Consider the following 23513-nt stretch of genomic DNA (forward strand, 5'->3'; position numbering starts at 1 on the left):
TACCTGCCTTGCTTTAAGAATAATGCTAGCGCGCCTGCAATGGCAGGCACGCGGCGAGCCATGCGGGCGGCATGGGGGAGAGTTGCCGCGCGACGCGCGCATAGCGCCCGTCGAGACGCGCGGCCAGATGAAAGAGTTCGGTGGCGTTTTTCGGGTCCCACTGCCCCGTATAACCCGGCAAGCCGGCCTCGCGGCGCTTCGCGTCGAACGGCACCGGCGAATTCACGAATTCCTCGTGCGTTTTCTCGCCGAGCGCGTACGGCACGAGCCAGTCGAGCGCGGCCGCGAGCGTCGCGCCGTTCGCGCCGCGCTCGCGCAGCCAGTTGCGGTTGAAGCGGCGCGCGGCGAGCGCGGCCGTCACCAGCGGTTGCAAGTCGTACACCGCGTAATGCAGCGCATCGCGTTCCTCGAAATCCCAGGTCTTGCCGTCCGGGCCGATGTTGTCGGCGAGATGCTCGACGAACAGCCGCTGCGCGGCGTTCATCATCTTGCGGTCGCCGAGCGTGAACGCGGACAGCGCAATCAGCTTGATCCGGTGGCTCTGCCAGTTGTTGCGCCAGGTGCCGGCGAGCGGGCGCTTCTGCGCGTCGATCTGCGCGACGTAACCGGCGCCGAGCTTCGCGATGAACGCCGCCGTCGCGTTACGCGTCTTGACCGGCAGCGCGCTCGCCGTCATGTCGTACGCGATGATCAGGCTGTCGAAGCGCGTCTCGTCGATCGGGTTGAAGTCCGGCTGATAGGTCGACACCCACGCGGACAGGAAGCGGTCGACGAGCTGCAGGTAGCGCGGCGCATTGGTCACGCGCCACGCGAGCGCGGCATCGCGCATCAGCTCCATGTCCTTCAGCGCATCGACGCTCTGGTCGTAGATGCCTTCGTGCGGCAGCGTGCCCTCGGTGTGCACGCGCGCCATTGCCTTCGGCTGCTCGCCGATGCGCGCGTCGACGCTGCGGATCAGTGCCTGCACGCCCGGCTCGGCCTGCGTCGTCTCGCTCGCCTGCAACGCGGGCGCCGCGCAGAAATTCATCGCCGCGCGCGCGCTGCCGGCCGTGCCGAGGCCGGCGGCCAACGACAGCGACGCGACGAGCAGCGGCACGACGCGGCGCGTGCGCGGCCGCTCCTGCGTGGCACCCTGGCCCGGAAACATCGGACGCACCATGCGGAACTCCTTGATTGGCTGGATCGCGTGTGATGTTAGCCGGATTGGCGGGCAAGCGTGAATCGATCGGGCCGGCGGCGGACGCAAAAACCGCACGCAACCGAGGGTTGCGTGCGGTGTGGTCACGGCCGGACTCCGGAGCGCGGGCAGCGTTATGCGTAGTCCGACACCGGCACGCACGAGCAGAACAGGTTGCGGTCGCCGTAGGCGTTGTCCGCACGGCCGACCGGCGGCCAGTACTTGTTCGTGCCGAGCGACGCGACCGGGTACGCCGCCTGCTCGCGCGAGTACGCGTGCGGCCATTCGTTCGCGGTGACGACGGCTGCCGTGTGCGGCGCGTGACGCAGCGGGTTGTCCTCGCGGTCGGCGCGGCCTTCCTCGACGGCACGGATTTCCTCGCGGATCGCGATCATCGCGGCGATGAAGCGGTCGAGTTCTTCCTGCGATTCCGATTCCGTCGGCTCGACCATCAGCGTGCCCGGCACCGGGAAGCTCATCGTCGGCGCATGGAAGCCGTAGTCCATCAGGCGCTTCGCGACGTCGTCGACGCTGATGCCGCTCGTTTCCTTGAGCGGGCGCAGGTCGAGAATGCACTCGTGCGCGACCAGCCCGCCCGGGCCCGAATACAGCACCGGATAGTGCGGCGCGAGGCGCTTCGCGATGTAGTTCGCGTTGAGGATCGCGGTTTCCGTCGCGGCGGTCAGGTTCTTCGCGCCCATCATCGCGATGTACATCCACGAGATCGGCAGGATCGACGCCGAGCCGTACGGCGCGGCCGACACCGCGCCGATGCCGTCTTCCGCACGCGCGTAGCCGGTCGAACGCTGGTTCGGCAGGAACTTCGCGAGGTGCGCGCCGACCGCGACCGGGCCGACGCCCGGGCCGCCGCCGCCGTGCGGGATGCAGAAGGTCTTGTGCAGGTTCAGGTGCGACACGTCGCCGCCGAACTGGCCCGGCGCGGTCAGGCCGACCATCGCGTTCATGTTCGCGCCGTCGACGTACACCTGGCCGCCGTGCGCATGCACGATCTCGCAGATCTCGCGGACGTTCTGCTCGAACACGCCGTGCGTCGACGGATACGTGATCATGATCGCCGCGAGATCGTTCGCGTGCTGCTCGGCCTTCGCCTTCAGGTCGGCGATGTCGACGTTGCCTTGCGCGTCGCACGCGACGACCACGACCTTCATGCCGGCCATGTGCGCCGACGCCGGGTTCGTGCCGTGCGCGGAGGCCGGGATCAGGCATACGTCGCGATGCGCTTCGCCGCGCGATGCGTGGTATGCGTGGATGATCAAGAGGCCCGCGTATTCGCCCTGCGAGCCGGCGTTCGGCTGCAGCGACACGGCCGCATAGCCGGTCGCGGCGACGAGCATCTGCTCGAGCTGGTCGATCATCTCGCGGTAGCCGACGGTCTGCTCGGCCGGCGCGAACGGATGGATCCGGCCGAATTCGGGCCACGTGACCGGCAGCATTTCCGACGTCGCGTTCAGCTTCATCGTGCACGAACCGAGCGGGATCATCGAGCGGTCGAGCGCGAGATCCTTGTCCGACAGGCTGCGCAGGTAGCGCAGCATTTCGGTTTCGGAATGGTGGCGGTTGAACACGTGGTGCGTCAGGTACGCGCTCGTGCGCTCGAGGCCGGCCGGCAGCACGGCGACGCCGCCGAGGCCCGCGTCCAGCGCGTCCACGGCCGGCGCGGTGCCGCCCGCGGCCTGCGCGAACACGGCGAGGAGATCGGCGAGGTCGTCGCGGGTCGTCGTTTCGTCGACCGACACGCCGACTTGCGTGTCGCTCACGCGACGCAGGTTGATGCGCTTGGCCTTCGCGAATTCGTGGACCTGCGCGGTGCGTGCGCCGGTATCGATCGTCAGCGTGTCGAAGAACGTGTCGTTGACGGTCGCGAAGCCGAGCTGCTTCACGCCGGCGGCGAACAGCGCCGCGATGCGGTTCACGCGCAGCGCGATCGTCTTCAGGCCGTGCGGGCCATGGTAGACCGCGTACATGCTCGCCATGATCGCGAGCAGCGCCTGCGCGGTACACACGTTCGACGTCGCCTTCTCGCGGCGGATGTGCTGTTCGCGCGTCTGCAGCGCGAGGCGCAGCGCGGGCTTGCCCTGCGCGTCGACGGTCACGCCGACCAGGCGGCCCGGCATCTGGCGCTTGAATTCGTCACGCACGGCCATGTAAGCGGCGTGCGGGCCGCCGAAGCCCATCGGCACGCCGAAGCGCTGCGTGTTGCCGACCGCGACGTCCGCGCCCCATTCGCCGGGCGGCGTCAGCACGGTCAGTGCGAGCAGGTCGGCCGCGACGACCACATGGCCGCCGGCCGCGTGGATCGCTTCGGTGAGCGCGCGGTAGTCGCGCACGTCTCCGTACACGCCCGGGTACTGGAGCAGCACGCCGAACGCGTTCGCCTGCGCGGCGTCGGCCGCCGGGCCCGTCTTGACCTCGATGCCGATCGGCAGCGCGCGCGTGCGGATCACTTCGAGCGTCTGCGGCAGCACGTCGTCGGCGACGTAGAACACGTTCGACGCCGGCTTGCCGGTGCGCTGCAGCAGCGTCATCGCTTCGGCTGCGGCGGTTGCTTCGTCCAGCAGCGATGCGTTCGAGATCGCGAGGCCCGTGAGGTCGGCGACCATCTGCTGGAAGTTCAGGAGCGCCTCGAGGCGACCCTGGGAAATTTCGGGCTGGTACGGCGTGTAGGCCGTGTACCACGCCGGGTTTTCGAGCACGTTGCGCAGGATCACGGCCGGGGTGTGCGAGTCGTAATAGCCCTGGCCGATATACGAGCGGAACACCTGGTTCTTGTCCGCGAGGGCGCGCAGCGCGGCGAGGGCTTCGGCCTCGCTCTTCGGTTGCGCGAACGGGCCGAGCGGCAGCGTTTCGGCGCGGCGGATCGAGGCCGGGATCACGGCGTCGATCAGGGCGGCGCGCGACGCGAAGCCGAGCGTGTCGAGCATGGCCTGCTGGCTGGCGGCATCGGGGCCGATGTGGCGTTCTGCGAACGCGTCGTGCGTTTCGAGCGCGGCGAGCGAGAGGGGCGTGCGGTTCATCAGGCGGTCCGGGTGTTCGAGCTTCATGGCGTGACTCTGGTCCCGCGCGGGCCGAGGCCGGCCCCGCGCGGTTCGGGTAAGGAAAATTAGTCGATCAGCTTGCTGTAGGCGTCAGCGTCGATCAGCTTGTCGGTCGAGGCGCCGGCCGCGAGCTTGATCTTGAAGAGCCACACGCCGTATGCGTCGCTGTTCACTTCTTCCGGCGAGTCGGCGGCTTCTTCGTTGATGGCGACGACTTCGCCGGACACCGGCGAGTAGATGTCGGATGCCGCCTTCACCGATTCGACGACGCCGACGGCGTCGCCCGCGTTCACCGACTTGCCGACTTGCGGCAGCTCGAGGAAGACGATGTCGCCGAGCGTGCTCTGCGCGTGATCGGTGATGCCGACCGTCAGCGTGCCGTCGGCTTCGGTGCGGACCCACTCGTGTTCGTCGGTGTACTTCAGATCGGCCGGGACGTTGCTCATCGGATGCTCCTGGATAAAAGGGTGTGTTCGTTATGCTGGCGCGCCGCCGGGGCGCGCCGGGTGTGGTTGCGCCGGGCGCCATTTCCCGGCTTCACGGCAGGCGGCCTCCCGGTCGCCTCCCGGTCGTTACGCAGCGAGGACCTTGCCGTTGCGCACGAACGGCAGTTTTACCACGCGCGCGGGAAGTTGCTTGTCTCGAATCTGCACGTGGACCGTGTCGCCGACCTGGACGGCCGCCGGCACGCGCGCGAATGCGATCGACTCCTGCATCGACGGCGAGAACGTGCCGCTCGTGATCTCGCCTTCGCCGTGCGGCGTGACGACCTTCTGGTGCGCGCGCAGCACGCCGCCCGCCTTGCCGTTTTCCTTCTGCAGGATCAGGCCGACGAACGCGGCGCGCGTGCCGTTTGCCTCGAGCGCGGCGCGGCCGACGAACTCGCGCGGCGCCGACAGGTCGACCGTCCACGCGAGGCCCGCGTCGAGCGGCGACACGGTGTCGTCCATGTCCTGGCCGTACAGGTTCATGCCGGCCTCGAGGCGCAGCGTGTCGCGCGCGCCGAGCCCGCACGGACGCACGCCGTTTTGCTGCAGCGCGTTCCACAGCGCTACGACGTGCACGGCCGGGACGATCACCTCGAAGCCGTCTTCGCCGGTGTAGCCGGTGCGCGCGACGGTGAGGTCGCCGAACGGCGTGCCGGCGACCTGCGCGGCGTTGAACGGCTTCAGCTCGCTGGTCGCGGCGCGCGCGGCGGGCACCGTCGTCCAGACCTTTTCACGGGCGTTCGGGCCCTGAACGGCGACGATCGCGAAATCGCGGCGCGGCGCGATGGTCAGGCCGTAGCCGCCTTGTTCGTTGAGCTGGTTGAACCACGCGATGTCCTTCTCGGCCGTGCCGGCGTTGACGACGACGCGGAAGAAGTCTTCGGTGAAGTAATAGACGATCAGGTCGTCGATGACGCCGCCCTGCGGATTGAGCAGGCACGAGTAGAGCGCCTTGCCGGGGATCTTGAGCTTGCCGACGTTGTTCGCGATCGCGTGCTCGAAGAACGCGCGCACGCGGCTGCCGGTGAAATCGACGACGCACATGTGCGACACGTCGAACATGCCGGCGTCGGTGCGCACGGCTTCGTGTTCTTCGATCTGCGAGCCGTAGTTGACGGGCATGTCCCAGCCGCCGAAGTCGACCATGCGGGCATTGAGCGCGCGGTGCGCGGCGTTGAGCGGGGTTTGATTCAGTGCAGTCATCGAGGCCTCAGGCAAGGCGCTTGCGCGCGGGTCAGAACGGCCATGTGCCGACCGTCGCGGCCTTGGGGCCTGCGAAACGATCCGGTACATGCCCCTCTGTCCTCGATACCTGAGAGATTGCGCCGCGGCCACAAGCCGGCGAACGCGCGCCCCTTCGGTGGGCAGCCTGCCCGCGCAGCCAATGTGCTGCGGGCTACTGCCGCTCTCCAGAGTGCGGGGAGTGCGGCCCGCGCAATGCGCGGACGGGATTCCCCGACGCGGTCGGTCCTTTTGCCTGAGAGTTTGCGGGTGTGCCCCTTCGGCGGCGCGACCGGCGTTGCTGCTATGCGGTCACACGCTCTCCCGACGCGTGCGGGCGACTGTACGCGAGCGGGTGGGCATTGTCAATTTGAGCAAAAGAATGTCGCTTCGCGACAAGCGGCGGCGTGGGCGCCGCCGCTTCTGCCGGCACCGGCGGGCGCCGGCATGGCCGGGATTACTCGCCGATCGCGCGCGCGGCCGTGTCGAGTTCCTGGTTCAGCACGCGCTGCTCGTCGCCGGACAGGCCGCCGTTGTGCTGGCCCGACATGTCGTTCGCTTCCTGGCGGATCACGTCGAGGCGGTGGTGCAGCTGCGCGCCGTACGGCGGCGGGTAGTAGCCGCCGTTCACGCGCGCGTCGATGCGCCGGTGCAGGTTGTCGATCCGGCCCTGGACCTCCTGCAGGCGATCGTTCGCGACGACCTGCGGATTCGGCCGCGGCGGGGGCGGGGGCGCCTGTCGGGCCGGCCGCTGCGGCTGCACGACACAGGCCACGAGCGAGGAAACCAGGACGCAGCATGCCGCTGCGCGAATCAACCGTTGCATCACATTCTCCTGACGGTTTGGTGTCGGATCGACTTTTTGAGAAACGCGTCAGACCGGACGACCGCTGACTTTCGTTCCCGCACCATTTGTAACGGAATGTTCGGGATCGTGGCGCCGTGGCGGCTGACGGGGGCGCGCAGCCGGGGCGGCGCGGCGCGAGGTGGCGGCTGCGGCCGGGGCGACGACCCGGCCGGCGGCCGTCAGACTGTGCGACGCACGAACGGTACCCGGCGGCCTTCGTGCTCGCTCTGCGCGGCGAGCTCGATGATCGTCATCACGTCGACGGCGTCCTGCGGCGTGACCGGGAACGGCGCGCCGTCGTGGACCGACGCGGCGAGCGCGCGATAGAACTCCGCGTACTGCCCGTCGAGCGTCGGCACAGGCCGCTCGACCTCGACCTCGCCGTCGAGCACGCGCAGCACGCCGGGCGGGTTGCCGCCGCCGAACTCGACGTGATCCGGCGTGAGGCCGGCCTTCAACTGGTCTTCCTGCGTGTCGAGCCCGAACTTCTGGTAGCTGCCGCGCGTGCCGTGCAGCGTGAAGCGCGCGGGCTCGATCGCCGACAGCGCGCTCGCATGCAGCGCGACGTCCTTGTCCGGATAACCGAGCAGCAGGTGCACGAAATCGGGCGCCGTGCCGTTGTCGCGGCGTGTCTTGACCGTGGCGCTGACCGTTTCCGGCAGCCCGAACAACGCGAGCGCCTGATCGATCAGGTGCGGGCCGAGATCGAGCAGCAGGCCGCCGCCGCGTGCGGGCTCCTCGCGCCAGCGCGTGCGCGGCGTCGGCCGGAAGCGGTCGAAGTGCGACGCGAAATAGGTGAGCCGGCCGAGTTCGCCGGATTCGACGATGCGGCGCACGGTGAGGAAATCGCCGTCCCAGCGGCGGTTGTGGAACGGCGCGAACAGGCGGCTGCGCGCGTTCGCGAGCCGCGCAAGCGCGAGCGCTTCGTCGGCCGTGAGCGTGACGGGCTTGTCGACGACGACGTGGCGGCCGGCCTGGAGCACCTGGCGCGCGAGCGCGAAGTGCGTGTCGTTCGGCGTGGCGATCACCACGCAGTCGATATCGTCGAGGCCGAGCAGCGTGTCGAGATCGGGGACGATGCGGGCGCCCGGAAAGGCGGCGCGCGCGCGATCGGGTTGCCCCGTCGCGATCGCGGCGACCTCGGTGCGGCCGCTCGTGGCGATCACCGGCGCGTGGAACGTCGCGCCGGCGAAACCGAAACCCATCAAACCAATCCTGAGCAATGACGACATGGCAATCCCTGGCTGCGTACGAAACGAAAAGAGGGCGCGCCGCTGGGGCGCGAGGACGACCGGCTATTTTGGCATGGCGCGGCGGCCCGCACCGGCGCGTTCGGCAAAACGCGCGGCACGATGCGGCGCATGCGCGGCCGCAGCCGGCATTTGGCGCGGGACGGGCAGGCGCTGCACTCGGCAGGCCGGGCGGCCGACGCTGCGGCGTGCGGGCCGGGCACTTCCCATCGCGACGGTCGCCCATTGTGACCGATCGGGCCGTGGATGGGGCCGGATTGGCCGTCCGGACAAGGAAGCGAGGGCCGGATCAAGCGCCGAACCGGGAGACGAAAACGACGGCCTGCCCGTCCGGCCCCGTCCGGCGGCGCTCCCGAAAAGCGCGTCGCCGACGTGTTAACATGCGCGTCCTGCCCCGCGTGTCCGCCTGCATTCCAGGCCCGTCGCGCGCGGCATCCTCCCGGCGTTCGCCGTCAACCGCAACATCATCCGCCATCATGTCCGCAGGCCTCAACTCCGCTCAGAACGAAGCGGTGCGCTACCTCGACGGTCCCTGCCTCGTGCTCGCCGGCGCGGGCAGCGGCAAGACCCGCGTGATCACGCAGAAGATCGCGCACCTGATCGAAGCGAAAGGCTTCGAGCCGCGCCACATCGCGGCCGTCACGTTCACGAACAAGGCCGCCGCCGAAATGCGCGAGCGCGTGTCGAAGCTGCTCGAGGGCAAGACGCTCACCACGCCCGGCAAGGAAGGCCGCAAGGTGCCCGTCAACCAGCTCACCGTATGTACGTTCCACTCGCTCGGCGTGCAGATCCTGCGCCAGGAGGCCGAGCACGTCGGGCTGAAGCCGCAGTTCTCGATCATGGATTCGGACGACTGCTTCGGGATGATCCAGGAGCAGATCGGCACCACCGACAAGGGCCTGATCCGCAAGATCCAGAGCACCATCTCGCTGTGGAAGAACGGCCTGATCATGCCCGAGGAGGCGATGACGATCGCGGCCAACGAGGACGAGCACCAGGCGGCGCTGGTCTACCGCAACTACGTCGCGACGCTGCATGCATACCAGGCGGTCGACTTCGACGACCTGATCCGCCTGCCGGCCGAGCTGTTCGCGAAGAACGAGCAGGTGCGCGACCGCTGGCAGAACAAGCTGCGCTACCTGCTGATCGACGAATACCAGGACACCAACGCGTGCCAGTACGAGCTGCTGAAGTTGCTCGCCGGCCCGCGCGCCGCGTTCACGGCGGTGGGCGACGACGACCAGGCGATCTACGGCTGGCGCGGCGCTACGCTCGAGAACCTCGCGCAGCTCGGCAAGGACTTCCCGAAGCTGCACGTGATCAAGCTCGAGCAGAACTACCGGTCGACGGTGCGGATCCTGACCGCTGCCAACAACGTGATCGCGAACAACCCGAAGCTGTTCGAGAAGAAGCTGTGGTCCGAGCACGGGATGGGCGACTCGATCACCGTCACGCCGTGCAACGACGAGGAGCATGAGGCCGAATCGGTCGTGTTCCGGCTGTCCGCGCACAAGTTCGAGCGGCGCGCGCAGTTCCGCGACTACGCGATCCTGTATCGCGGCAACTTCCAGGCGCGAATCTTCGAGCAGGTGCTGCGGCGCGAGCGGATTCCATACGTGCTGTCGGGCGGCCAGTCGTTCTTCGACAAGGCCGAGATCAAGGACCTGTGCGCGTACCTGCGGCTGATCGCGAACGCCGACGACGATCCCGCGTTCATCCGCGCGGTCACGACGCCGCGCCGCGGCATCGGCAACACGACGCTCGAGGCGCTCGGCTCGTTCGCGGGCCAGGCGAAGGTGTCGCTGTTCGAGGCCGTGTACATGGGCGGGATCGAGGCGCGGCTGTCCGCGCGGCAGGTCGAGCCGCTCAGGATGTTCTGCGACTTCATCCAGCGCCTGACCGATCGCGCGGACAAGGAGCCCGCGACCGTCGTGCTCGACGACATGATGGAGGCCATTCACTACGAGGCCTACCTGTACGACGCGTTCGACGAGCGGCAGGCGCAGTCGAAGTGGCAGAACGTGCTCGAATTCCTCGAATGGCTGAAGCGCAAGGGCACCAAGCCCGAGACCGAAGCCGTCGACGGCGAGGCCGACGGCTTCCACAACGCGGACGGGCTTGCGGACACCGGCAAGAACCTGCTCGGCCTGATCCAGACCGTCGCGCTGATGTCGATGCTCGAAGGCAAGGACGAGGATCCGGATGCCGTGCGGCTGTCGACCGTCCATGCGTCGAAGGGGCTCGAGTATCCGCACGTGTTCCTGGTCGGCGTCGAGGAGGGCATCATGCCGCACCGCGGCGGCAGCGAGGACGACGGCCCGATCGACAACGAGCGGATCGAGGAGGAGCGCCGGCTGATGTACGTCGCGATCACGCGCGCGCAGCGCAGCCTGCACCTGAACTGGTGCAAGAAGCGCAAGCGGGCGCGCGAGACGGTCGTGTGCGAGCCGTCGCGCTTCATTCCCGAGATGGGGCTCGACGAAGCGCCGCCGCCGACGCCGGAGGAAGCGCCGATGACGCCGAAGGACCGGCTCGCGAGCCTGAAGGCGCTGTTGCAGAAGTGAGGCGGCGCGCTTCGGCGCACGGACGCCCCGGCGATCCGGATAAACGAAACCCCCGCGATGCGTGTGCGCCGCGGGGGTTTTTTCTGGCCGGCAGGCGTTACTTCGACGCGTTGACCATGTAGTCGACGGCCGCCTTCACGTCGGCGTCGGACGCGCTCGACCCGCCCTTCGGCGGCATCGCGCCCTTGCCGTGCAGCGCGTAGTTGTAGACGGTATCCATCGAGTCCTTCAGGCGCGGCGCCCAGTCTTCCTTGCTGCCGAACTTCGGCGCGCCGAGCACGCCGGCCGCGTGGCACGCCTGGCAGACCTGCGTGTACAGCGCCTTGCCGGCGGAGGCGGCGTCGGCGCTGGTCGGCGCGGCCGCGGGCTTTTCGCCGGCCTTCGGAATCGCGGCGATCGCGGCCATTGCAGCGGCGGCCTGCGCGTTCGATGCATCGGCGCCCGAAGCGCCTGCCGCACCCGCCGCGCCGCTCGCCGCCGGTGCCGCATTGGCGGCCGGGGCAGCCGGTTCGGGGAAGTTCGCGCCGTCGTTGTTCGCCATGTAGACGATCGCACGCGCGATTTCATAGTCGCTGACGTCGTCGGGGCTCGTGCCGCCGCGCGGCGGCATCGCGCCCTTGCCCGACAGCGCCGTTTTCAGCAGCGTGTCGAAGCCCTGCGAGATGCGCGGTGCCCAGTCGTCCTTGTTGCCGAACTTCGGCGCGCCGGCGGCGCCCGTGCCGTGACAGGTCACGCACACGGCCTTGTAGACTTCCTCGCCGGTCTTGTACGTGCGGGGCGCATTGGCGTCCTTCACGTCGACTTTCGCGAGCGGTGCGATCCGCGCGGCGACCTGTTCGTCGGATAGCGCATCCGTGCCCGCGCCCGAACGGAACGCATGGTTGGCATAAGTGGCAAACAGGACGATCAGGGCGATCGGAATCGCGAATGAGGCGATGACGACGGCAATCAGCTGCCCGGGGGTTTTGACGGGAGATTCGTGGGGTGCTTCGCTCATGCTTGCCTCGTCTCCGTGATTAGGAATTGTGAGCGCGGTGCAACGGCAAAATGGCTGGCGATCCAATGAGTCCGGACGATTATAGACGGAACGTTTACATCACGGCGAGCGGCGCGAAGGCGCGTGTTTACCCGCACGAATTGCGGGCCTGACGGGGTTTCGGCGGGCAAGGTGGACGCGTTTTGGGAAACCGGGTATCCTTGCGGTCTTGTCAATGGTGGGCGGCCGGTTTATTGGGGTCGTTTCGCTGTCGTCACTGTCATATGCGCCCGTAGCTCAATGGATAGAGTACTGCCCTCCGAAGGCAGGGGTTGCTGGTTCGATCCCAGCCGGGCGCGCCAAGCCTATCAAGGCTCTCAGCGGTTTCTCGCTTCTCTTTTCTCCTTCTGTACGGAAACTATACGGAAATTCGGGTTGGCTTCCGTTGGACTTTCCAACCCGTGTTTCATCATGCTTGTCGCAAGCGTTGGCTATGCGCATCGGGCTTCACTGCGTCACAACGCTCGGTCGATGAGGATTACGCGCTGCTTGGCTCTTCTGCCTTTTTGGGGCGGCCGGTCTTTGCCGGAGGGAAGATCTGATCACGATCCGGCATTTCCTTGAGCCATTTCTCAAGCTGGCCTTCGATGTTCGCTGTCTTCGGGACCACAACGAGCTTTTTAGCCTGCTTTTTGGGTAGCGACTCGTTTCTCTGGGCTCGTCTTGCATTCGCAGTTACGACTCCGTCGAGAAATTCAAGGAACGGCCCTCGAATAATTTTGGCTGCATGTGGGAGGGATGGCCAGCCACGCTGAGGTGGGCGTTTCCTCCGTGCAAGGCGCCACGCCATGCGCCGATGGATGCTGTAGGCACGTTGACGTCCACTATTGGCGTGTCTTGCCGCTTCACTGCCACTGTCTGCGCGCGTTTGTTCAATAACCTCTCCGATCCCTTTATCAGCGATGGCAGCTCCGCACCAGAACCGGGCATCTGCCATATAGGACCAGGCTATTTCGGTGTTGCCATGTTTGTGCGCGCGAGAAGCCCTAAGAACATACGCACATGACACGATGATGGTTCCTATTGGCGATGTCGCTATCCAGTCGTCGCCTTTCTCCAAGTCATCCTCCGACGAGACCGCTTTCAGTATCCCTAGAGGCTCGTCGATGCCGGGGTGATCGTGCGCATTAACCTTGTTAAGTATCTCAGCGACGAACTGCTCTTCCGTCGCATCGGGAGCGAATTTGAGGTAGCACGCCCACAGGTTCCTTAGTGTGATGTCGTGGAATGCTCGAATGTCCAGTTTGTGACGGAGCGGGCGATCTTTGCTGTTGTTCTGCATTGACTGAGGGGGCGAGGGCGAGGGGCGAGGCCGATGCCCCGATTCCGGTTTTTGTAAGAGCAAAAATTCTACCCCCCATTTGCACGTAAACGGCCTATTTCCGTCAGGGAAGGCATGGCGAAATCTCGGTCATTGGGCCCAATGAAATCCAGTGAACTCCAATTGAACGAGGTTTTCGATGAACCGAACCAGCCAGTTTCTCGACAGCGTGCTGCGCATGAAGAAGATGACCGAAAAGACGGGCGTCTCGCGTAGCTCCGCGTACAACAAGATCAATCCGGCGAGCAAATATTTCGATCCGACCTTCCCGAAACCCATCCGCTTGGGTGCCCACTCGATTGGCTGGCGCGAGTCCGAGCTCGATGCCTGGATCACGTCGCGCGCGTGCCAGTGAGGGGCCGGTCATGCTGAATCTCACTAACTCCGGCATGTCCGCCCAGCCCACCGTGTTGACTCAGGCCTGGTTGAGCGCCACGACGGTGCTCAACGATCTCGGCCCGGAGCTGAGCGACGTTGTGCTGGCGCAGTGCAATAAGTATCAACTGACTGTGGCTCAGGCCATCGCGCTGATGTTCTTCAAGCTCGGCGTCGCGAACCAGGGCGCACGCCATATCGAAGACGCGGGCGGTAACCCCATTCCGCTTACGCTGAACTGCATGCTGATCGGGCCGGCCGCCACCGGGCCGATCCTGACGCAGGCCATGGCTGCGGATCTGACGGCGATCGAGATCGAAACCGCTCCCGTCGTAATCGAAAAGCGGGCGATGTTTAACGCGGCAGTTCAGTCGCGTCTCGAACAGCGCAAGCAGATCGACGCCGAGATCAAGCTTGCAGCGCGCAAGATGGTTCGTCTGCACGCGCGGCTCGCGCAACGCCGCGAACTCGAAGCCCGCGAGCCGAAAGCGGCGGACTACCCGGATCACCAGACTCAATTGATCGCGTGGAATCAGCGCAAGGAAGAGCTGCAATTCTCAGCTACGCAGGTCGAGCTGGAAGGTGATCCCGACACGGCAAAGGCCTTGCGCAAGGCTCTGAACGCGCTCCTGGCGACGCCGCCGTCGAGCTTCGAGGCCGACTACCGTGTCTGGTCGCTCAAGGTCGCGGCAGTCGAAAGCCAGATCGTGCTGCTTCAGGGGGCCGACGAAGAAGTGGCGCACCTCAGCGCTGAAAGCCAGGCACTGCTGGTAGAGGACGCCCGTGCAGTGCAACCTGCCAAGCCGAAGCTCGCTTTTCTGAACGTCGCCGTGTCCGCCGTACATAAGGCGATCACGGCGCAGTGGCCGGTCGCCAGCGCGCTTTACTCCGGTGCGTCGGCGATCAAGGCGCTGATCCGGCATGGGGAAGCGATGGCCGGGGCTGGCAGCGGCCGGTTGCTGTCTGCGCACGCGCCCGGCCGGGTGCAGCTCGGCATCTTCGCGGCGACGACGCCTGAAGTGTTCATGCGCGACGTGGCCGCAGCGGGCGCTGACGGTGCAGCGGCGCTGGCGAACTTCCTGATCCTGGCCGATCTGCCGCAGCAGGATCGCGGTGTGCCGCAGAAGCCGTCCGACCCGGACTGCCTCGCGGCGTTCGACGCACAGGTTCGGGCGATGGGCGCGACATCGGTGCGCGATCTGTTGTCCGATTTCGCGCCGCTGCGGATCACGGTGCCGCCGGATGTCGCCGCGATCGTGGAGGCCGAGTGCAATGAATGGCGCAACCAGCGCTTCGCCCGGCGTCAGCTTCTGGTCATGGATGCGTTCCTCATGATGCGAGTGCGTCAGACGTTCTACGTGATCGCTGGTTTGTTGCACCTGTGGCGCGGTGAGGTGTGGTCGCTGTCGGCCGGCACGATGCGGGATGCGATCACGGTCGGCCGGTTTCTAATTGACCAGATGGGGCGCACCCTCGCGGCGACGCGCGAGCCGATCGAGGCGGAGCGGGATGCCGCGACTCTGTACCGCGCGCTGCAGGGTTACGTTACCGATGCATTGCGGCAGTCCGGCGCGACCCCGTTCGAAATTAGCCTGCCCCGGCTGAACGCCCAAGCCCCGCGCTTCGGCCTGACCCGTGCGCGCGTAAGACACGCTCTTGCGCTGCTTATCGAAAGCGAAATCGTGCGTGAACGCCAGGCTGGTCTCGAAATCGTGCTCGAACTGAACCAGAGTCACTTCGATGTGGTGACGTAACAGTAAACGCTACCAGCAGCCCGTGGGATATACCCACGAGCATGTGCCCTCCATTTGCCTTCGCGCCTGCGTCTCATGCGATGCCGCCTTTCGGCCCGCGTGTGGGCCAGTGCGCCCTGAACACATGCAGTTTTGCGTCAGACGGCGCGAAAAGGAAAAAAATGAACGCTTGCAGTATGTCGGGCGACCGCCCGGCCAAGACTATGTCCGTCGATACCGGGGCCAGTTTCCGGTTCACTCTGATTCGAGTGATCGCTGCAATCACGGTTGCATCCCTGGCGACCGCCGTGTCGCTCGGCATTGCCGCCTATGCCGGTTGGCTGCGCGGCGCGACGCCGGTGCAGCGGACGATGATCGTGGCGTTGGTCTGTGTAGCCGTGCTCTACGTGCATCTGATCACGATGTATTGGCGCGCGTTCTCGGCGTCGGGTCGCATTGCCTGCGGTGCCCTCTGGATCGTCGCCGTCGCGGCCGTGATGATCGGTCAGATGACGTTCTTCGTCGAGGCGCAACGCGCATCTGGCGACCATCGTGTGGCCTCGGTGCCAGTTGCTGAACCCACGCGCCGCGTTGATATGCCGCGCGGGCGCAGTCTCGCGGATATCGCGGAAGAGCGAGTTCAGCTCGTTGCCGATCTGGCGCGTGTCGATGCACACAGCTGCACGGGGCGTTGTCCGAGCATCGCCGTTCGCAAGGCAACGCTGGGTGCGCAACTGGCAGCGCTCGATGCCGAGACGGCCGAGGTGAAGCGGCGCGAATCCGAAGAAGATCGCCTTGTCGCGAAAGCTGAACGTGACGACGCATTGCGCGCGAGCCTGCGGGCCGATCCGGTCGCGTCGCAGATCGCATCGTGGATCGGCATGACTGAATCGCGAGTGGAGTTGGTTCAGGCAGCAATGTTTGCCGTCGTGCTCGAAGGCGCCGCCATTATGAGTTGGCTGCTGGTTGTCCGCGTCTGTCCGCGGACGGCGAGTGGCGAGCCTGTCGCACCGGGTCTTGCTTCCGATGCCACGATCATCGAGCCTGGCGAGTCGGTGAGTCTGGTGAGCAATCCGCTCCAAATCGCGATTGCGGCGCAAGCTCACGCCAAGATGGAAGACGATCACGTGCTCGACGAGATCCGCGCCGAGGTCGTCGCAGGTCGGTTGAAACCGACGCAGGCGGCGATCCGCCGATTCCTCGAATGCGGTCAGGTAACGGCAGCGCACTTCGCGCGCCTGTACCGTGCCCGCTTCGTTGGCGCTAGCGCGTGAGGAGACTCACGTGGACAAGCTTGTACAAGATTTGAACCAACTGGCCAGTTCGCCTGATATCGCTCCGGACGCGAAGTATGTTCGCTTCGATAAGGATCACCTGCGCCGCGCGGCTGCCTTGACGCCCGCTGTGTTGGAGACGCAGACGCTGATCAAGCAGATTGACCGGGAAATGCACGCCGATGGAAAAGACATCGTGCCGATGTGGCCGTGGGCCAGTGCTCGCGTTACACACATCGATCGCGCGATGACGGCGATTCTCGAATCGGAAGACCCGGGGTTCGGCTGCGAGAAAAACGCGTACGGCCAAATCATTGAGTTAACCGAATATCCGCTGGGCCAGCTCTATTTCGACGTGAGCCTGCTGATGGGAAAGGTGTTGCACCCGGATCAGGAAGGGACGCTTGAACATTATCGCGTGCCTTCCAAGGTGCAGCTTTTCTTCGACGTGTGCGACCGGCATGCGCTCGGGAAGTACGGTCCGCATTACTTCAAGCCTCATCCGGCGAAGCGCACGCCGGACGGAAAGAAGTTTCTGTGGCAATCGTTCAACGAACTGATCTACATGATCCGCGCTGAAGCCAAGGCGCGGCAACTCGATCAGCTCGAAAAGTGGAGCAGGTCACAGGCGAAGCAGCGTTTTGATGCGATGATGCGCTACGTTCATCGGTGCTTTCGTAAGCGTCGCCGCATCTTCGTGATTCGTATGGATCTGTACTACCGCATAGAGTTTGCGGGCGCGGTGTCAATCGAGCAAGCGAAAGAGCATCACGCGCTGTTCGTGAACCGTCTGCGGGCGCTCAGAGACATCCGAACCGATCTCGTCGGCGGAATCTGGAAGCTCGAATGGACCCAAAGGAAGGGCCATCATTTCCATTGGGTTTTTATGTTCGACGGCTCGCTCGTGCAGGACGCGTGGAAGTGGTCGGACCTGATCGACGCTCAGTGGCGTAATGTCGTGCCTCAGGTTGGCGGATACAGCCACTGCGGAAACTACGATGAACACAAGAATGTCGGCACCGGAATGATCCACATCGACAAAGATTCGGAGAAGTTCAAGATCTTCGAGACGAAGGTGATCGACTACCTCGCCAAGAAGGATCAGGCGCTGTGCCTGAAGATCACGGCGGGTACGCGAGCGTGGGGACCCTTTACGCCCGGCGGCAAGCGCACGAGCAAGGCGGGCCGGCCACCGAAGTCGCGGGCAGGCTAGCCGGCGTAACCTCCTCGGGCAGCAGATCGCTCATCGCGGCTTCGCGGGACGAGACAGGGCTTCTCGTCCCGGCTTCATCCTGGCGACTGCAACGGGGCACATTTCGATATTGAACCGGCCAATTCGGCGCGACGAACATACCAGTGATCGCGGACATCGAGTGACGCTCAGTGAGATGCCGTAGCCAGCCTTTTCGCACCGTGTAGCCGAGCTGGCAGCTATTTCCGATGCGTTCAGGCGTTCGCTTCGTTTAGTGCCGCGTCCTCCCAGTCTCCGGCGAAGTGTTCTCGTAGCGAGTCGAGCGGCGCCGGAAGGGAGCCTTCGCAAGCGACGCCGAGATACGTCGCGGCGCGCGTGGTGCCAACATACAGAAACTTGTCGAACAGTTCGGGGCGCTGTGCGGCGAGCTGATCCACGGCCACGAAGAACACCGCTTCAAACTCGAGGCCCTTGATGTGCTGAATGTCGAATACCCGAACATTATTCTGTTGCCCGACAGCCTGACCCTCGCGGGACGCATCGACCTGAATGTTGTGCTCGACGAGCGCCGCGTTGAGTAATTTGGCCAGCGGCTCGACGTCGGCTTCGCTCTTAACGAAGATCGCCGTCGAAGGCAATTGCCCGACGAATCGCTCGATTTCGCGGATGCGACGCGACAGCCAGTCCACCGTCGACTGCTCGTCAGCGTCTTCCAGCAGCACCGGCGCGACGCCAGTGTTATCGACGTGCGCAGGCAGTTGGGTCCGCAGATCGTCGCCACCTGTCGCATGGATGATCGCGCGCGCCAGTTCGTTGAGCTGCCGGGTCTGCCGGTATGAGACGTCGATTTGCCGGATGTCGAAGTCGCGGAAAACCCAGTCGAGCTCGTTACGGGAACGCGCACCCCAAGTCGTTAGCCGTTGGTTGAAGTCGCCGCACGCGAAGAACGAGCGCAGGCGCGGGTGGGCCAGCGCGCCCATGCAGGCCAGCTGCAGCGGAGAAAAGTCAGTCGCTTCATCAACAAGAATCTGGTTGTTGAAGATGCCGAAGAATGGCTGGAGCGACGACCATGGCGCCCGGTCGATACTGCTCAACACGCCCGGCTTTCTCAGCAATTCGCTGGCAGTGCGCAGAACGGCTAGCAACACCACGTCCAGTTCGAGCGGATGTATGTCGCGCGCCTCGAAGCCTTGAGCGAGATACCAGGTGTTGGTTTCCTGACGCCGCTTTCTGAACTCGCGGTACTGCTTCGGAATTCCATCTAAGAATCGCTTCACCGGATTGATGAACCTGCGTGCATTGGCCAGCAAGAGCAGACTGTCGCCCACCGTGCGCTTGTCCTCGTCCGAAAGTCCCCGACCGTCTAACCACGCAATGATCTTGCCGTTGCGCGAGGTCTTGCTGAGCGTGCGCTTGGCCGCTGCCGCACGCGCCTGAGCGCGAACCGCCTGCATGTACGCATTGACGGCGGCGGTCACGCCTGTTCGCGGTGCGGACCGATCGTCGTCTTCGTCGACTTCTGTTTCGTCGGCTTCGTCGTTTTCGGGCGTTTGACGGTTCAGGTCGTCGATGAAACGCGCCAGTTCGTTCACGAACGCTCTGTCACGGTTCAGTTGGAGATTCAGGTTTCCCCTGATCTTCGCATCCGACTCGCTTTTCAAGCGGCTGACGAGCGCTTCGACGCTGGGAAGCTCCGTCGCGAGCGCGGAGAAGATCGAATCCAGTGCGCCATCGCGCACGCCGGCGAGACCGCGGACCAAGCGTCCGCCGAGCGCATGCGCCTCGGACGAGCCGTCGGCTTCGAGAAGCGCGGCGGCGACGCGAAGCTCTTGCATGCAGGTGTCGAGCAGCCAAGCGTAAAAATCATCGTACCAATCGGTCGGCCGCTCCAGCGCGTCGCACCCCAGACTCCGCACGTCTTCCTTGAGCACAAATGAGCCGCTACCCGCAGCCGTCCTCAAGATACCGAACTCGCTTCTCGCGAGTTCCCGCCGATAGTCGTGCCACGTGCGGATACGCAGATCCGATGCCGGCACGCCTTCGCGCGCGAAGGCTTCCTTCAGATATTGCTTCAGCAGTTCGGTCGGCGTGAACATCATCCAGCTAGTCGCGTGCGGCCGTCCTTGTGTCGCTAGGAAGCTTTCCACGAGTTCCCGTTCGCCCTCTTCGAGCCAGGCGAGATCGAGTTTTTGTCCCAGACGGCGGACAAGCGTCGTGGTCTTTCCTGTGCCGGGCGGGCCGAGAATGAGTAGTCGCTTGTCCAGCGGAAGGCGGAAGATCTCGTCCTGATATCGGTCGAGTACCGGCTGATCCCTCAAGCCCATCTTCGTGATGATGCTGCGCCGAACACCTTCCACAACGTTCTTTCGTGCACTGTCATCTGAGAGGATTTGGGCGAGAATGTCCTCCGTGAAGGAATCGCCGCCGATCCGCTCCAAGAGCGCCCTGAGCGATTCGATCGAACGTAGTCCGCCTTGCTCGGAGTCGATGACTGTGTTGAGGGAGTCCCACCGTTCCTGAGGAAAGATCGGCGTGAATTGCGCGCGCTCGACGACTTCAACCAGCTTCCCGTTCGGGAGCTCGAATTCCGTGCCGACTGGCAGTGAAGCGAGCCGCCCGACTGGCGCGCGATAACTGGCCAGATTGGGAATGCCCGGCACCGGCGTCGTCCGGCAGATGTAATATGTCGACGGCGTTCCGTCCACCTCGCGCGTTACGACACGGGCAATGGCAGGCTCGGCAGCTAGAATATGGTCGCTCTCGCGATTGGCCTGGTTGATGTGGTCGAGACGCTGCATCGCCGCAGCCGAGGTCATGGTATTGACGTTCGCGAAGGCGGTGGCCCCCAGTTCCCGTCGCTCACCCAGCCTTGCTTTCGCCGAATCTGCGATCTTCTCGAATTGATCCAGCACTTCCCCTGCGAGCAGCTCGTAGTCGTTCTTGTCTTGCTCAATCTGCATGCACTTCCCCAAGACTGTCGTCGTCACCCGTGGTCCACGGGAACGCAGAGTCTGACGGTCCTTGCCCAAGACTCTGGTTCTCTTATTAGCAAGAGGAAATTACCACAGCTCTGGTCGTCGTTGGTTGGCCAGACGCTCTCTCTCTATATACCTCCTCAGAAAATCTGCCTTCGGCGGTCTGCACAACTGCTGGGCGATTCCTCGCTTTTCACCGTCGACCAATTGGGGCGTCAGCAGGGGATTCACAGTACAAGCGAGTTAGGGACTTCAGGGCCCGACCGTGAAATGTCCTACTTGTGTGTCGTCGGCCGTGATGGTTTTTCGATGGCCAATATAAAAAACAGAGCTAATGCTTGGCTGTGGCACGGCGCTGGGGCGCGTGGCGATAGGGTGGTGCGCCTTGGCTATTGGGTGATCGACGGCGAGCGCGGTCGCAGTTCATCCGATTTGTCCAGCCGATAAAAAATGCCTTGAACGCACTGGGTGACGATGGGGCGAATGCGAAGAAAACGCTCTACGAAATGTGTGACCTGCCCGCCTGGCATGGCCTTTCGGCCGCCGAGCGTCCCTCCCGTCAGAGGCGCATTGCGAAGTTTTCCAGAGGCAGTCTTGTCGCTGTTCGTTCGCCGGATCACATCGTGTTCAAAAACCTAATTCGTAGCGCATTATCCTCGCCCGGCAGCAAGAAACCCGCCGTCCCCGCGACGAAAATCAGCACGTTTCGCCACGCTGCATCCGCTGGTGAATTTCGGTAGAAAGTCCTATAGGTTTACTGTCTTTAATAGGTTTAGAGAATCAATGGCATTTCCACCTCTAGATCATCAGCCTCATGAGACAGGGATGACGAAGTACAGACCTGTCATCGAAGACGATGCGGGACACCAGTTTCACGAACAACACGAAGCCCGATATCCGGCATGGAAGTATCGGGCGCAGTAATTTCTTACCTTCCGGATATATCGACTGAAGCAATGATGGGACGAGATTGATGCGGGGGCTTTCGGGTACCGTAATACAAAGGCGTGGCTGGTGAGCAGCCAGCCACGCGACGATCCGTTACGACTGATCGAGGTATCTAAGGTCGCCGTCCAAACTATTTCCGCTCGGATGAACCAAAAAAAATTGAGAGACGAAGCCGCAACTGTCTCTGCGAGACAGTTGCGAGATCGCGACGTTGACCTTGACCGCCATGTTTCTACTGGTTGACCGACACGGGATTCGTTGTTGTCGGTTGTGGAGAGACGTTCCTCGCGGTATCGATGATGGCTGCATCGATTTCGCGCGTGCAGTCTTCACGCCAGGTCATCTCGGCGGCAGGCGGCGCGAAGCCACCGTTCTTCTGAGTGACTTCCTCGCGCCGTTTGTTCACGCATGCCTCGATATCCTGGGGCTCGTGCTGACGTTTTTCATCGGCAGTTGCGGCAGCGTCCGAGGCAGCCTTCGCAGCAGCGACGTCGACACCGTTTTCGTAGGTCTTCTCGTCGAGTAGCGAGCCGTCGGGATTCCAGTGTCGTACCACACCATCCAGCTTTCCGTTGGCATAGTGAGCTTGTCCCGTCATCTTCCCGGTTTGCGGATCGAAAGCCTCTTCGTTACCTTCGTGCTGGCCTTGTACGAAATCTGCCTTATAGATCACCTGCTTTCCGTCCGGCGCGTATCGGGTGAATTCGCCGTCGTATTTGCCGTTCACGAGCGTTGCGTGAAGGATGCGGTTACCAGTCGTTTCGTCGAAGGCTTCTTCCTCGCCGTTGATCACGCCAGCGTCCCACGTTGCCGTGTGAGCCAGTTTTCCGGTGGCTGGGCTGTATATTTTCATCTTGCCGTCAGGCATTCCCTGCTTGAAGGAAAGCTCGACAAACGTGTTGTTGCCGGTCTGGTCGTGTACGGTGAATGATCCGTCAAGTACGCCGTCCGCGAAATTCGCCTCGATGCGGGTCGTGTCCGATTGCGCCGCCTTGCATGCGACCTTGCCACTCAGCAAGCCGTCGCGCGCTTGCGCGTCGCACATCGAGGACATACCCATGTCGCCGAGCGTCGTGTTGGGGCGCGCAGCGTTCACGGTGTTCAGCAATTTCCCGTAACCCGGCTGGGAACCCAAAATGGTTCCCGCCGGTACATTGGTGACCTTCCCCGAGAATGGTGTATTCGAGTCGCCCGCATATACCTTGCCGTTGTTGATCTGAGCGTTGCGGAAGTCGAGCACCTTGTCGCTGCAGCCGGACAGCAGCACGGAAGCGAAGGCCAGCGGCAGGAGTACCAGACGTATGGATTTTCGTTGTTTCATGGTTATGCAAGAGGTGGTTGAAACGGGAGATCAGGCGTTGGGGTAGCAATGCGTTGCCATCCCGAACCTGTCCAAACGGTTATGGTTCTTGGTCCGGCGAGGTTGATTTCCCCAAATCGGGAAATGCCGGAAATCATCGTTAGCGTGGATCAACGGTTCGCGTTATGCCCTCTCTGGGAACAGAGATTGTCGTGTTTACTCGACAACGCTGTGCTTAAAAATACCTGCTTCATGCTGGCTAGTCCTCACGTATAACGGCGGCTGCTGGGGTTTATGAAGAGTAAACACGACTATTATCGTCGAGTTTACAACGTCGTTAATTAGTCGTCGCACGGGCATCCTGCCGGGCATGACTGCCCGACGCTCTGAATCCGCTACCCGCTCACCCGCACCGATCTCGGTGGCGCTCGGCCGGCGCATCAAGCAACGCCGGCACGAAGTCGATAAGTCGCAGGAAACGCTAGCTTTCGAGGCTCTTGTCGATCGGACTTACATCTCGGCCATAGAGCGGGGCATTGCGAATCCCTCGATCGAGACGCTCGCAAATATCTGCCACGCGCTACACATCACCCTCGCGGGGCTGTTTGAGCCGCTGAACGAGGTATCGCTCGCGCCGACCGGCGAACGTCGGGCCAACGCGGCGACGCCGCGCGAAATCAAGCGCAGCCGACTCCGCTAATACCGGCTTCCAGCCGGCGAATCGACACCGCGCTGTCCGCGACAGCTTGCACGGTC

16 protein-coding genes, 1 tRNA gene and 2 riboswitches are annotated in these 23513 nt (G+C 64.1%); of the genes, 7 read left to right on the forward strand and 10 right to left on the reverse strand.

Features of this window, described 5'->3' with window-relative positions; genetic code table 11:
• Positions 1-25 precede the first annotated feature (25 nt).
• The 6 genes from DIE17_RS07185 to DIE17_RS07210 all read right to left on the reverse strand — a co-directional run bounded on the left by DIE17_RS07185 (position 26) and on the right by DIE17_RS07210 (position 8021).
• Complete coding sequence (locus DIE17_RS07185; RefSeq protein WP_124520465.1) at positions 26-1159, reverse strand: alginate lyase family protein; 1134 nt, start codon at positions 1157-1159, stop codon at positions 26-28.
• Between the two features lie 152 nt (positions 1160-1311).
• The gene (gcvP, locus tag DIE17_RS07190; protein ID WP_124486850.1) at positions 1312-4239 is read right to left on the reverse strand and encodes an aminomethyl-transferring glycine dehydrogenase; all 2928 of its coding nucleotides are present in this window, start codon (positions 4237-4239) and stop codon (positions 1312-1314) included.
• Between the two features lie 59 nt (positions 4240-4298).
• Positions 4299-4679: a glycine cleavage system protein GcvH gene (gcvH, locus tag DIE17_RS07195; RefSeq protein ID WP_044848374.1), complete on the reverse strand. Its 381-nt coding sequence runs from the start codon at positions 4677-4679 to the stop codon at positions 4299-4301.
• A 126-nt stretch (positions 4680-4805) separates the two neighbouring features.
• Positions 4806-5924, reverse strand: a complete 1119-nt coding sequence (gene gcvT / locus DIE17_RS07200; protein WP_124520466.1) for a glycine cleavage system aminomethyltransferase GcvT — start codon at positions 5922-5924, stop codon at positions 4806-4808.
• A gap of 86 nt (positions 5925-6010) precedes the next feature.
• Positions 6011-6144, reverse strand: a riboswitch (glycine riboswitch).
• A gap of 31 nt (positions 6145-6175) precedes the next feature.
• Positions 6176-6279: riboswitch (glycine riboswitch) on the reverse strand.
• Between the two features lie 120 nt (positions 6280-6399).
• Positions 6400-6768: a hypothetical protein gene (locus DIE17_RS07205; RefSeq protein WP_124520467.1), complete on the reverse strand. Its 369-nt coding sequence runs from the start codon at positions 6766-6768 to the stop codon at positions 6400-6402.
• 200 nt (positions 6769-6968) lie between these two features.
• On the reverse strand, positions 6969-8021 hold the full coding sequence (locus DIE17_RS07210; RefSeq protein WP_044848371.1) for an oxidoreductase: 1053 nt from the start codon (positions 8019-8021) through the stop codon (positions 6969-6971).
• A 494-nt stretch (positions 8022-8515) separates the two neighbouring features.
• On the opposite strand from DIE17_RS07210, the gene DIE17_RS07215 reads away from it, so the two are divergent.
• The gene (locus tag DIE17_RS07215) at positions 8516-10603 is read left to right on the forward strand and encodes a UvrD-helicase domain-containing protein (RefSeq protein WP_124486852.1); all 2088 of its coding nucleotides are present in this window, start codon (positions 8516-8518) and stop codon (positions 10601-10603) included.
• Positions 10604-10700: 97 nt separating this feature from the next.
• Here the strand turns inward: DIE17_RS07215 and DIE17_RS07220 are convergent, their stop codons facing one another.
• Complete coding sequence (locus DIE17_RS07220; protein WP_124486853.1) at positions 10701-11600, reverse strand: cytochrome c5 family protein; 900 nt, start codon at positions 11598-11600, stop codon at positions 10701-10703.
• A gap of 265 nt (positions 11601-11865) precedes the next feature.
• Here DIE17_RS07220 and DIE17_RS07225 point away from each other — a divergent pair.
• A tRNA-Arg gene (locus tag DIE17_RS07225) sits at positions 11866-11941 on the forward strand.
• A gap of 176 nt (positions 11942-12117) precedes the next feature.
• On the opposite strand, the gene DIE17_RS07230 is transcribed toward DIE17_RS07225, so the two are convergent.
• Positions 12118-12921, reverse strand: a complete 804-nt coding sequence (locus DIE17_RS07230; RefSeq protein ID WP_124920761.1) for a hypothetical protein — start codon at positions 12919-12921, stop codon at positions 12118-12120.
• A 178-nt stretch (positions 12922-13099) separates the two neighbouring features.
• Between DIE17_RS07230 and DIE17_RS07235 the strand changes: the two genes are divergently transcribed.
• The 4 genes from DIE17_RS07235 (at position 13100) to DIE17_RS07250 (ending at position 17555) form a co-directional block, all read left to right on the forward strand.
• Positions 13100-13315 carry an AlpA family transcriptional regulator gene (locus DIE17_RS07235; protein ID WP_124920762.1) on the forward strand — a complete coding sequence of 72 codons (216 nt, stop codon included), beginning with the start codon at positions 13100-13102 and terminating at the stop codon, positions 13313-13315.
• A gap of 10 nt (positions 13316-13325) precedes the next feature.
• On the forward strand, positions 13326-15089 hold the full coding sequence (locus DIE17_RS07240) for a hypothetical protein (RefSeq protein ID WP_124920763.1): 1764 nt from the start codon (positions 13326-13328) through the stop codon (positions 15087-15089).
• Positions 15090-15292: 203 nt separating this feature from the next.
• Positions 15293-16342, forward strand: a complete 1050-nt coding sequence (locus tag DIE17_RS07245) for a hypothetical protein (protein ID WP_260439212.1) — start codon at positions 15293-15295, stop codon at positions 16340-16342.
• Positions 16343-16352: 10 nt separating this feature from the next.
• Positions 16353-17555: an inovirus Gp2 family protein gene (locus DIE17_RS07250; protein WP_260439213.1), complete on the forward strand. Its 1203-nt coding sequence runs from the start codon at positions 16353-16355 to the stop codon at positions 17553-17555.
• A gap of 233 nt (positions 17556-17788) precedes the next feature.
• Here DIE17_RS07250 and DIE17_RS07255 read toward each other — a convergent pair whose 3' ends face one another.
• Entirely contained in the window at positions 17789-20494 is a 2706-nt protein-coding gene (locus DIE17_RS07255; RefSeq protein WP_124920764.1) for an ATP-binding domain-containing protein, read from the reverse strand.
• Positions 20495-21689: 1195 nt separating this feature from the next.
• Positions 21690-22778, reverse strand: a complete 1089-nt coding sequence (locus DIE17_RS07260; RefSeq protein ID WP_124920765.1) for a toxin-antitoxin system YwqK family antitoxin — start codon at positions 22776-22778, stop codon at positions 21690-21692.
• A gap of 349 nt (positions 22779-23127) precedes the next feature.
• On the opposite strand from DIE17_RS07260, the gene DIE17_RS07265 reads away from it, so the two are divergent.
• Positions 23128-23457 (forward strand): helix-turn-helix transcriptional regulator, encoded by a 330-nt coding sequence (locus tag DIE17_RS07265; RefSeq protein ID WP_260439214.1) that lies wholly within the window; start codon positions 23128-23130, stop codon positions 23455-23457.
• The last annotated feature ends 56 nt before the right edge of the window (positions 23458-23513 follow it).

This window comes from Burkholderia sp. Bp9099 (assembly GCF_003857805.1).
Classification (GTDB): domain Bacteria; phylum Pseudomonadota; class Gammaproteobacteria; order Burkholderiales; family Burkholderiaceae; genus Burkholderia.